Source organism: Marinobacter sp. SS5-14b (assembly GCF_030541005.1).
Lineage (GTDB): Bacteria > Pseudomonadota > Gammaproteobacteria > Pseudomonadales > Oleiphilaceae > Marinobacter.
Map to the genome: position 1 here is coordinate 206,975 of NZ_JASSVM010000005.1, position 11,602 is coordinate 218,576.

The 11,602-nt window shown below is 51.9% G+C and carries 11 protein-coding genes and 1 tRNA gene; 7 read left to right on the plus strand and 5 right to left on the minus strand.

Going from position 1 to position 11,602, the window contains the following annotated elements; all coding sequences use genetic code 11:
• The first annotated feature begins 228 nt into the window (after positions 1-228).
• The 6 genes from QPL95_RS13135 (at position 229) to QPL95_RS13160 (ending at position 8,032) form a co-directional block, all read left to right on the plus strand.
• Positions 229-315: transfer RNA gene (locus QPL95_RS13135), tRNA-Leu, on the plus strand.
• Positions 316-644: 329 nt separating this feature from the next.
• Complete coding sequence (locus QPL95_RS13140) at positions 645-2,387, plus strand: type I restriction-modification system subunit M (protein ID WP_303291440.1); 1,743 nt, start codon at positions 645-647, stop codon at positions 2,385-2,387.
• A complete protein-coding gene (locus QPL95_RS13145; RefSeq protein WP_144777977.1) occupies positions 2,380-3,639 on the plus strand; it encodes a restriction endonuclease subunit S in 1,260 nt (419 codons plus the stop codon). Before QPL95_RS13140 ends, QPL95_RS13145 begins: the two co-directional genes overlap by 8 nt.
• 18 nt (positions 3,640-3,657) lie before the next feature.
• Positions 3,658-6,792, plus strand: coding sequence for a type I restriction endonuclease subunit R (locus QPL95_RS13150; RefSeq protein WP_303291441.1), 3,135 nt, complete (start codon positions 3,658-3,660; stop codon positions 6,790-6,792).
• Positions 6,792-7,322, plus strand: coding sequence for a hypothetical protein (locus QPL95_RS13155; RefSeq protein WP_303291442.1), 531 nt, complete (start codon positions 6,792-6,794; stop codon positions 7,320-7,322). Before QPL95_RS13150 ends, QPL95_RS13155 begins: the two co-directional genes overlap by 1 nt.
• Positions 7,319-8,032, plus strand: a complete 714-nt coding sequence (locus QPL95_RS13160) for a M48 family metallopeptidase (RefSeq protein ID WP_303291443.1) — start codon at positions 7,319-7,321, stop codon at positions 8,030-8,032. Before QPL95_RS13155 ends, QPL95_RS13160 begins: the two co-directional genes overlap by 4 nt.
• A gap of 55 nt (positions 8,033-8,087) precedes the next feature.
• Here QPL95_RS13160 and QPL95_RS13165 read toward each other — a convergent pair whose 3' ends face one another.
• From QPL95_RS13165 to QPL95_RS13175, 3 genes are all read right to left on the minus strand, one after another.
• On the minus strand, positions 8,088-8,312 hold the full coding sequence (locus QPL95_RS13165; protein ID WP_303291444.1) for a hypothetical protein: 225 nt from the start codon (positions 8,310-8,312) through the stop codon (positions 8,088-8,090).
• 11 nt (positions 8,313-8,323) lie between these two features.
• Positions 8,324-9,001, minus strand: a complete 678-nt coding sequence (locus QPL95_RS13170) for an AAA family ATPase (protein WP_303291445.1) — start codon at positions 8,999-9,001, stop codon at positions 8,324-8,326.
• 252 nt (positions 9,002-9,253) lie between these two features.
• Positions 9,254-9,799 (minus strand): recombinase family protein, encoded by a 546-nt coding sequence (locus tag QPL95_RS13175; RefSeq protein WP_303291446.1) that lies wholly within the window; start codon positions 9,797-9,799, stop codon positions 9,254-9,256.
• A 176-nt stretch (positions 9,800-9,975) separates the two neighbouring features.
• On the opposite strand from QPL95_RS13175, the gene QPL95_RS13180 reads away from it, so the two are divergent.
• A complete protein-coding gene (locus QPL95_RS13180; RefSeq protein WP_303291447.1) occupies positions 9,976-10,263 on the plus strand; it encodes a hypothetical protein in 288 nt (95 codons plus the stop codon).
• 507 nt (positions 10,264-10,770) lie between these two features.
• On the opposite strand, the gene QPL95_RS13185 is transcribed toward QPL95_RS13180, so the two are convergent.
• Positions 10,771-10,998 (minus strand): hypothetical protein, encoded by a 228-nt coding sequence (locus QPL95_RS13185; protein WP_303291448.1) that lies wholly within the window; start codon positions 10,996-10,998, stop codon positions 10,771-10,773.
• A 34-nt stretch (positions 10,999-11,032) separates the two neighbouring features.
• Positions 11,033-11,521 carry a hypothetical protein gene (locus QPL95_RS13190; protein WP_303291449.1) on the minus strand — a complete coding sequence of 163 codons (489 nt, stop codon included), beginning with the start codon at positions 11,519-11,521 and terminating at the stop codon, positions 11,033-11,035.
• Between the last annotated feature and the right edge of the window lie 81 nt (positions 11,522-11,602).

Below are 11,602 nucleotides of genomic sequence, written 5' to 3' on the forward strand. Positions count from 1 at the left end.
GTCAGCGCGGCACAATTCGTTAATGGCAGAGTATAACGTTGCAACCATAAACCTGCATAATTAGGGAGCAATTTATAGGCACAAATACAGCGAAAACTTTTTCAAAAAAAACGTTTGACAGGCCCGAACCGAATCATTAAAGTACGCGCCATCGGTTGAGGGGCAACCCCGACCACTGGCAGAAACGCTAGTTTTTCAATAAACTAACAGCGCGACTGCAAATCACCTGCCGAGGTGGTGAAATTGGTAGACACGCTAGCTTCAGGTGCTAGTGGGGGCAACCCCGTGGAGGTTCAAGTCCTCTCCTCGGCACCATTTCCTCCCCCAGGAAATGGCAAGAATCAATACCTTACAGACTTCAGATATACAGGTGTTTGGGTTCGAAAAGCCCGACTTTAACACACCTGATTAAACCATTGCTATTTCCCCTACACTGCCCTGATTGTTCAGCCACCTTGGGCTGCCGTTTACGCACTTTCTATTTCTTCCTTTATTGACCTAACGACGCTGTTTGTCGCCTTCATTCAATACCCTACTCTCTTGCAGCATTGCCCGTGTACGCCCCCGCCGCTACACTCAAAGGCATTTTGACCCGCATGGGCACCACACGCCCCATGCTCATTGCAGTAGATGGAACCCATTGAATGAGCCACAACATCACCCTTCAGCAACTTGAATCCTTCCTGTGGGAAGCCGCCGACATCCTGCGCGGCAATATGGATGCATCCGAATACAAGGACTACATCTTCGGGATGATGTTCCTGAAGCGCCTGTCGGATGCCTTTGAAGAAGCACAGGAAGGCGTTGTCCGGTACTACATGGACAAGGGCAAGACCGAAGAACAAGCCCGCGAACTGGCGGACGATGAAGACGAATACGACAAGACTTTCTATATACCGCCCGTTGCCCGCTGGGGTGCAATCAAAGACCTGAAGCACGACATTGGCTCTGAACTGAACACTGCCACAGAAGCCATCGAAGAATACAACCCCGTTCTGGAAGGGGTGCTGGTTTCCATCGACTTCAACATCAAGAACAAGCTGTCCGACAAAAAGCTGCGCGACCTGCTCAGCCACTTCAGCCGCTACCGTCTACGCAACGAAGACTTCGAGCGCCCGGACCTGCTGGGCACCGCCTACGAGTACCTGATCAAGATGTTCGCGGACAGCGCCGGCAAGAAAGGCGGTGAGTTCTACACCCCGTCTGAAGTGGTACAGCTGTTGGTTGCCCTGCTTAAACCCCATGCCGGAATGCGTATATACGACCCCACTGCCGGTTCTGGCGGCATGTTGGTGCAGACCCGCAACTATCTGGCGACCCACGGTGAAAACCCGTCCAACCTGTCCCTGTTCGGTCAGGAGATGAACCTGAACACCTGGGCAATCTGCAAGATGAACATGTTCCTCCATGGGGTCTACAGCGCGGACATTCGCAAGGGTGACACTCTCGGCGATCCGCAGCATACCCAAGGCGGCGAACTGATGACCTTTGATCGGGTAATCGCCAACCCGCCCTTTAGCCTGAAGAAGTGGGGCAAGGAAGAAGCCGACAGCGATTCTTATGGTCGCTTCCCCTATGGCACACCACCCAAGGATGCCGGGGACCTGGCATTCGTTCAGCACATGGTCGCCAGTCTTAATTCTGAAGGCATGATGGGCGTGGTCATGCCCCACGGCGTTCTGTTCCGTGGTGCCAGCGAAAAAGCCATTCGCCAGGGCATTCTGAACGATGACCTGCTGGAAGCCGTGGTTGGCTTGCCCGCAGCCCTGTTCTACGGCACCGGCATTCCCGCCTGCCTGTTGATCATCAACAAGAACAAACCGGCAGAGCGTAGAGGCAAGGTGCTGTTCATCAACAGCGAACTGGAATACGAAGAAGGCAAGAACCAGAACAAGCTCCGCCAGCAGGACATTGAAAAGATCGTCCGGACCTTCGACGACTATGCCGAAATCAAACGCTATTCAAAAGTCGTCACGCTGGCTGAAATCGCCGAAAACGATTACAACCTGAACATCCGCCGCTACGCCGACACCAGCCCACCCCCGGAAATCTTCGACGTGCGCGCCATCCTGCACGGTGGCATCCCAGTGCGGGAAGTGGAAAGCGAGTACATCCGGGAAGAAATTCTGGAAGACTTCGACGTGTCCACGGTGTTCGTAAAGCGGGATGGAGAGCCTTCAGCGCATGGAGAGTACTACGACTTCAAACCGGAGATCGATACCAAAGACGCCATTCGTAAAGTCGTGGGCGATACCGACGCCAAGGTAATCACCCAGCTGGAACGTTGGTGGGACAAGTACAGCGTGTCATTGAGCGAACTGGATGCACAGGTGGCGGAAGCTGAGCATGCGATGAAGGCGTATCTGAAGGAGCTGGGATATGAGTAATACAGTTCCAAACGACTGGGAAGCAGCGAGCCTTCGAGAACTCTGCAAATTTTCTGGCGGAAGTGCATTCAAAGAAAAATACCAAGGAAGACGAAGAGGCGAGTATCCCTTTATCAAAGTCAGTGATATGAATATTGATGGCAATCATCGTTTCATCACCAACGCAAATCATTGGATTGATCAGGCAACGAAGATTGAGGCTAAGATAAAGTTATTCCCCGCATCTTCGGTCGTATTCGCAAAAGTAGGCGCTGCACTTTTATTAAATCGACGTCGCATACTTACTCGCGAAACAGCTATTGATAACAACATGATGGCTGCAATACCCAACAGCGACGACAATAATTTCCTATATTACGTGCTTCAGGAAGTTGATCTCAGAGAAATCGTTCAAGGGGGTGCCGTACCATCTGTAAACCAAGCACAGATGGAGGATATACCAACTTTAATTCCCCCACTCCCCGAACAACAAAAAATCGCAACCATCCTTTCATCCGTCGATGACGTGATCGAAAAAACACGCGCGCAGATCGACAAGCTGAAAGACTTGAAAACCGGCATGATGCAGGAGTTGTTGACCAAAGGGATCGGGCATACGGAGTTTAAGGATTCGCCGGTGGGGCGGATACCCGAAAGCTGGGCTGTGGTGCCACTCAGCGAAATCGTGCAATCAAAAGTACTTGGGACCACCCTGAGGGGGCAAGGGGACCAGAACGTTTTACTTCTGAAAATGGGCAACCTTTTAAATGGCGAGGTCGTCTACTCAAAGCAAGAGTGGGTTTCATATTCTTCAGAAATCGAACCATTGCTACTTCAACATGGTGACTTATTGTTCAATACACGGAACACCCCCGAGTTGGTTGGAAAAAGTGCGAACTATGTCGGAATGTCAAATTCAGTTACCTATGACAATAACTTACTTCGACTTCGTTTTTACAATTCGATGAATTCGTTTTTCGTAGGCTACTTTCTGAATCTGCCAACGAGTCTTCAATCGTTAGCGCAGTTGGTGTCCGGAACAACAAGTGTTGCCGCTATCTACTGGAAAGATATGGCTAGCCTGCTGATCTCAGTCCCACCAAAAGTCGAGCAAGACCAAATTGTTGCGGCTATTGGGGCTATTTCCGCCAAAATTGATATAACTACAAGAAAATTAGCTGACTTAAGGCAGCTCAAAAAAGCCCTCATGCAAGACCTGTTAACCGGCAAGGTCCGAGTCAAAGTCGATCAAAAGGAGTCAGCGGTTGCCTGATACGGCACCCGCCCCGTTATGTTTCAGGATGAAGTCGAAAAAGTCGAACTGCCCGCCATTGATCAACTAACCCGCCTTGGCTGGACCTACGTGCCCGGTGCAGACCTTGCGCCGGTATTGCCTGTTGATGGCGCACCGGTTGGTGAAAGGGGCTACTACCGAGACGTGGTGCTGTCCAAGCGCCTGGAAGCTGCCGTGGTCCGGCTGAACCCGTGGATCAGTGACGAGAATCTGCGCAAAGTCATTCGCGAATTCACCCACCCCAATCATGCGGGTTTGATGGAATACAACCAGTCCATTTACGACCTGCTGGTGAACTACCTGTCCGTTGAACAGGACCTGGGTGCCGGTCGCAAGGGGCAGACCGTCAAGGTCATCGACTTCGACAATCCTGAGAACAACGAATTCCTGTGCACCAACCAGTTCAAGGTTGAAGGCATCAATCAGAACATCATCCCGGATATTGTCTGCTTCGTGAACGGCTTGCCGCTGGCGGTGATTGAGTGCAAATCGCCGTATGTTGCCGACGCGGTAGCCGAAGGCATTAACCAGTTGCGCCGGTACGCCAACCTGCGCACCCCGGAAGACGATGAAGGTGCCCAGAAGCTGTTCTGGTACAACCAACTGATGGTGTCCACCTGCCGGGATCAGGCGAAGGTAGGCACCATCAGTTCCAGCGCCCAGCATTACGGGGATTGGAAGGACGCGTACCCGTTCACCGATGCCGATATTCGGGCGATGGTGCAACAGCCTGCCTTCATCTCCACCGGCTCGAAAGCATCCAGTCACAAGACTGGTGACGTTCCCTCACCGGAGTATCTGGTTGCCGCGAAACAGATCGCTTCAGGCGCTGGAACCAGTTCAGGCGAAGTCACCCCGCAACAGCGATTACTTGCCGGTATGTTCAACCCCGCCAGCTTCCTGGACCTGATGCAGAACTTCACCCTGTTTGAACCGGTGGATGGTCGCCTGATTAAAAAGGTAGCGCGGTATCAGCAGTACCGGGCAGTGAACAAGGTCATAGAACGCCTTAAGAACGGCACTACACGCAAGGAAAAGTCCGGGGTAGTCTGGCATACCCAAGGGTCCGGAAAGTCCCTGACCATGGTCATGCTGGCGGTGAAGATGCGCCGTGATCCGGAGCTGAAGCAGTACAAGCTGGTGTTCGTGACTGACCGAACCCAACTGGACGGGCAACTCTCGAAAACCTTCCGGGATGCCCAGAATGAGACCATCTACAACGCTGGCTCCGTAGCGGACCTGAAGGAACTGCTGTCCAAAGATTCTTCCGATATTGTGACTGCGATGGTGCAGAAGTTTCAGGAAGCGGAACAGGAAGGCGATTTCACGGACCTAAACCCCAGCGACAAGATTATCGTGCTGGCGGACGAAGCCCACCGGACCCAGTTTGGCGGGTTGGCTATGACCATCAACACCGCCCTGCCCAACGCCCCGAAGATCGGTTTTACCGGCACTCCCCTGCTGAAATCCCAGAAAATGGACAACGCCTTCGGCGGCTACATCGACAAGTACAAGATCAACGAAGCGGTGGAAGACGGTGCCACGGTGCGTATTATCTACGAAGGTCGCCAGGTTCAGAGCGATGTAGTGGGTGATTCCCTGGACGCGCTGTTTGAAGAATATTTCAAAGACAAAAGCGACGAAGAAAAGCGGGAAATCAAAAAGAAATACGGTGTGGAACGCGCGGTACGGGAAGCCCCTGCCCGTATTCGCTGGGTGTGTATCGACCTGCTGAAGCATTACCGGGAAAAGATACAGCCCAACGGCTTCAAAGCTATGATTGTGGTGGGTAGCCGCCATGCTGCCACGGTATTCAAAAAGACCCTGGACGACCTGGAAGCGCCCCCTTCCGAAGTGATCATTTCCGGCACTCACAACGACCCGGCATACCTGAGCCAATACACCGACAGCGCCCACCAGAAGCAGGTGATCAAGAACTTCACCAAGCCACTGGGTACGGATAAAGAAAAGGAAGATCCCACCAGCTTCCTGATCGTGAAGGATATGCTGCTGACTGGCTTCGATGCACCCATTGCACAGGTGATGTATATCGACCGGAGTCTGAAGGATCATACCTTGATGCAGGCAATCGCGCGGGTAAACCGGACCTACAAAGGGAAAGCCTGCGGTTACGTGGTGGATTACTATGGGCTGTCGGATTACCTGACCGACGCTCTGAGCCAGTTCAGCAGTGAAGACGTGGAAGGCACCTACCACACGCTGAAGGACGAAATACCGCGCCTGAAAGCGGCTCACACCCGTGTGGCTGCCATCTTTGCCGGTGTTAAAGGCACGGATGTAGATGACTATGTGCTTCACCTGAAGGATGAAGACACCCGTCAGCAGTTCGAACTGGCTTTCAAGAAGTTCGCCAAGCAGATGGATGTGATTCTGCCGGATACTGCCGCCAAGCCATTCATCCCGGACCTTAAGCTGTGGGGCAAGGTGCAGAATGCTGCCCGTAATCGCTACCGTGACCCCGGACTGAACATCAGCGATGCAGGGGCGAAGGTCCGCCAACTGGTGGATGAACACATCATCAGCACCGGGGTAGACCCGAAGATTCCGCCCGTGGACCTGATGGCAGCGAACTTCAAGGAAACGGTGGAGCAGATCAAATCCCCCGAATCCCGCGCGTCCGAAATCGAAAGCGCCATCAAACACCACATTACGGTGAATCTGGATGAAGACCCGGAATACTACAAATCCCTGAGCCTTCGCCTGCGCGACATTATCGAAAAGACGGCGGGCAAGTGGGACCAGCAGCTGGAACTGCTGCTTCAGATGGTCGATAGCATGGAGTCTGAACACAAACAGGCTGCGGATGATCTGGGGCTGAGTGAAACCGAGTTCGCGTTCTACAACATCCTGATGGCAGAAGTGACCAGCCATGCCGGTGAAGATGCCATCAGCGAAGCCGTACACGACGAAATCAAAGCAACCAGCCAGGACCTTGTTGGCATGTTCGATGAAGCCACCCAGATCGTGGACTTCTTCAGCAAGCCGGACGAAGTAAAGCGGATGAAGAAAGAAATCAAACGGGCGGTTCTGGATTGTTCGTTTGGCGAAAAAGCCCTGGTTAACGTAGTGCAGGATCGGTTCATGGAACTGGCGAAAAGGAAATTCGACTGATGGCAGATGAAATCCGCTGGGGAGTGGAAGCGGTTCGAGTAGGAAGCACACTACTCGCTGCCGGTTTTGGTGCGTGGCTATCGATTCGAATTTTTCCGCTAAAGGCAAAGCATGCCGAGTGGAGATGGAACAAACGAATTGAGGCGCAAGAATTTATATTCGACACCCTTTCTGAAATTGCTTTCGTTTCACAAAACCACCTGAACAGCGAATTCGGCGAGAGTTTCTCCATGGCAGGATTGGCAGGTGCCGAAACGGAACAGATCATATTTGACCGAATGCGGTCACTTCACAAGCGCGGAGCTGGGCTATCACTTAGCCTGACCATTGAACAAAGCAGCGCACTAGAACAGTTCCTTTGTCTGACCCAGGAAGCCCTCGATGCGGCGAAAGAGTCCTGGGATTACATAGATCAAGATAATCCTCTTGAAGTAGAGGCGCACTCAAACGAGACCATAGAGGAAATCGGCAGTATTGCCACGGAATCTTTAAAGACCTTGCGACCTTTAATACAACGGGAGTATAGGTGAAGCCACCGACGGAGTATCGCGACCAGCAAGGCTTTATAGCAGAAGTCATCCGCACCAATCGGCGGAAGTCTGCGGATATTCGCGTGGAGGATGGCGCGGTGTCTGTCGTGGTGCCCGTGAACACCCCTGCCGAAAAGATCGACCAGCTACTGGCAGCCAAACGCCGATGGATTAAAGAAAAGATCACCCTGCACCGGGAAATGACACCTGCCAGCGGCAAACGGTATGTGTCTGGCGAAGCCTTCAGCTATCTGGGGCGCAACTACCGGCTGAAGGTAGAAACAGGCAACTTCGCGCCTGTGAAGCTGTTGAGCGGGCGTTTGGTGGTTACCGTACCCAACGGCACCGAGCAGCCCCACATGGTTCGCAATGCCCTTGTACGCTGGTACAAACGACAGGCTGAACAGAAGCTAACAGAGAAGGTAAGCCGCTTCGCGCCTATGGTTGGCGTTGAGCCTGCCGGAGTTGGCATCCGCACCTTCAAATCCCGCTGGGGCAGCTGCACTGCCAAGGGTAAGCTGGAATTCAACTGGCAGATTATGATGGCACCGAATCGCATGGTTGATTACGTGGTTTTGCATGAGCTTTGTCACCTGATCCGGCATGATCATTCCCCGGAGTTCTGGGGTGAAATGGCGCGGGTGATGCCGGAGTATCAGCGGTGTCGGGAGTGGTTGCGGGAGAATGCGGGGAAACTGATTTTTAGCTGATCAGTAACAGCGGGTGACCCGCAATGTCAGCAGGTCACCCAACGTAGTCGCTAGCCTAGAAACAGTGGTCCATCACAAATTGCCGACTTTTGACGACCCATTCCCGGTAGTCATCTTGCTCCAACTCCCCCTGAATACCAGGACACCCTTCAAGGAAATCCAGCAGCAAACAGGCGAAGCCGGAATCACGGTCAACGTGGGCTGCTTCGCATAGCGCATCAAACACGCCAAGCACTTTGGGCGATGCCTTGATCTGGAAACGCTTCAATTCGTTAGTCATGACCAGCCCCCTTATGCCGCTTTGCGCAGTGGCAGCAGAATGCCGGTAACGCTGGACCGGTGAAGCTCGTTGAGCGTTTTGCGGAAATCAGGGAAGTAATACTCCACGATTTCTTCAACGTCACCCCGCTGATGGGTGATCTGCTCACGGTCCAGAATATCGCAAGCACGATCCTTATAGGTTTCTACCAGTTCAAGGTTTTCATCGTTGGTGAAGTTGAGGTCAAACTCCATCAACCGGGATTTCAGCCGGGGGATAATCTTGTTCGGCTCATTGCAGGTCAGCAAATACCGGCAATTGATGAACTGCTCGATGCAGCGCGACAAGGCAGGCTGTGAGTGAACTTTGTTGAGGAAATCCGCTTCATCGAAGATCACCGCCTTTTCACCACCAAAACCACGGGTCGATGCGAACTTGATCACCCGGTCCCGGATCGTATCGAGGTTGCTTTCAGTGGTTGAGTTGATGGTGATCGTATCGCGCTGCATATCATTTGCCAGTGCCTGAACGATTGACGTTTTGCCGATACCCGTTGGTCCGGATAGCAGCAGGTTTGGCATTTCACCACGGGTGATGAAGCCTTCAAAGGTTTCCCGGTATGTGGTGGGGAGAAGACATTCAGAAAGGGTTAGCGGGCGATACTTTTCCACCCAAAGTACGGACTTGCGCTGAGAATTGCGTTTAGCCATTGCTCTATACCTTTTATTATTTTTATTGTTTTAGTTTTGCGCAGACACCAGCGTGTCTACGGGAAGGAAGATTACCCAGCACCGGCGCACCGGTCAACAAAAATATTCGCAACTAACTGTTATTAAAAAGAAAGTTGACAAGATTCAACTTTCTGAAGCCCTGCAAACTTTTGAATCCAATACCATTTCAGGTCCTGCATAAAAGGACAGAACCTGAAAAATAATTTTTGCTCAGCTGTCGAAAACCCGCAGTTATTCGTCCTTCAGCAACCGGTATACACTGGCTTTGCTGAGACAGTACTCCCACATCAAGTCCTTGATCAGAACCCCGCTGGCGCGCTTCTCTCGCATTTCAACGATCTGGCTTGAGGACAGCTTGGGCTTCGCACCAAATTTGACTCCGCGTTCCTGCGCTTTGGCGATCCCATCCAGCTGGCGTTCCTTCCGAATCTCATTTTCGAATTCGGCAATCGCTCCAAGCATATTGAACAGCAGTTTACCGGTGGGGGTGCTGGTATCGATGTTCTGATCCAGAACCACCAATTCAATCCCCTGCTCCTTCAGGTTTTCTGCAATCTGAGTCAGGTGGAACGTTGAACGGGCAAGACGGTCCAGCTTGGTGATGACCAGGGTATCCCCGTCACGCAGATAGTTCAGGCAGGCTTGCAGCTCCGGACGGTTGGCAGTTGTCCCGGACCGCTTTTCTTCAAACACCTTGTCGCAGTGACTGAGCTTGGCGCGCTGCACTTCCAGAGACTGTCCTGTGGACGAAACACGGGCGTATCCAACCATCGACATTCTTAAATCTCCTTAGACAATCCGATAACTTTATTATAAGACATATTTTGAGACACAGAAAGCGAGAGTCTCAAAATGTTTACTTTTCAAGACACGGGGAGCCGTGGCGGCGGGGTGCGAATTCAGGGTGTCTACATATCTGTACCGGCAATCCGCCGGACAATCAGGAGAACAAGATGAACACCATGAAGAAACGACGACTGGCTAAGTACAAGCGCACACGCAAAGAGGTTCGGATATCCAACTACACCCAGCATTGGCTGAACACCCTCAGCGCCTACTACCAGAGCACGGAAACCGCGATCATCGAAGCAGCTGTCCAGGCTTTTGGAGCACGTTACACAATTGATGCCATTTCAGAGATCGGAAACAAGCAGGCAGGAAAAAACCGACCGTATGTCGAGCAAGCAAAAAAATTTGAAAAAATCGGTGAAAATATCGATCAGGGAATTTTGCACGTATAAATAATGTTATCGCCACCTACATTGTGGCGTGGTTGATGTGTCCCGAAGGATACGCAAATACCATGCGGACCGCCCGGACGGACACCACCTTACAGTATGAAATTGGTCGAAGGTGATAGACCAATAAAAACAAAAGCATCACTCGGATCGTGGCTCTGAGAAAAAGCACCCACAGGCGATTGAGGTTAGTCGGTCAACAGGCTCTCAATTGCTCCCGCTGGTTTTCCATGAATGCCGTAGTTGGTAACTGAGTGGAAAGATGAGCAGATGTAAAGGCGACAGACCAACCCCGCCTCCCTGTATAGGTTATCTTGTTGACTGTGTGGAAGGTACGTTAGACGCATAACGCCCCAAAGACACATTTATGCCCTGACGGGATAAGTGTGTCTTCAGGAAACGTAACCGCATAACAGTAACAATATTAGTATTATAAAGAAGATGTGGGCGAAGCCCACTCCCCGAAGGGGGAACAATATAACAATAAGAAACCGGCAAAGCCGGGGTTGCCTACGGCAACGAATCCTCACTTGAGGAAAGGGTATCGGGCTTCGCCTTGTCAAAGAACAGATGGCGTTCATAGACCAGTAACCCGATGGGGGCGAACAGGAGAGCCACCAGCCTGAAAGGCAGTGGCAATGTCTCCAAGGGCAATACCGAACCATGGGTTGCCTTGTACGACAAAATCCCCAGATTCAACCAGATGACAACAAAACAGAAACCAAGAAAATAGGTCATATCAGCAACTTCTTTTCGTGTTCAAGCGTGGGTGTTACCCCTTCTGTGCTTTACGGGCAGCGACCTTCCGTCTCAATTCATCAATGTCATCAACGGCGCTATAAGCATCCATGTAGTCCTGGGTTGCTTTCTCTGCGGCTTCGTCACTGATCGAGAACAGGAACGAACATGCGGTGGCTTCGGAAATCGTAAAGATGTGGACTTCCGTTCCGAGCGTGTTACTGGTGCGCTGAATGCTTTCATATTTCGGGTTTGTATAGGCGAGGTCGCTATACCATTTGCTGATCAGGTAACTGACACCTTCTGCAACTGACTTACCGGGCTTCAGCGGGAGTGAGCAGTAAAGCATGTGATCCAGCATGTCCGGAAAATCATCAATGGACGACTGTTCCTGATCAAACGGGGAATCCGGATCAAACAGGGTGTTGTTGATTTCGTGGAAGAACGCGAGGGTGGTTTCTTCGGCTTCAGGGACAGCATCGAAACCGTTGTCTTTGAGAATCTTCTCGTAGTCTAACTGCATGGTGGGGTTCCTTTTGTCGCAATGCCCAACCACATCCGTGGCTGACGACGCCCATTAATGGACAGCAGAACAGTATAGTAA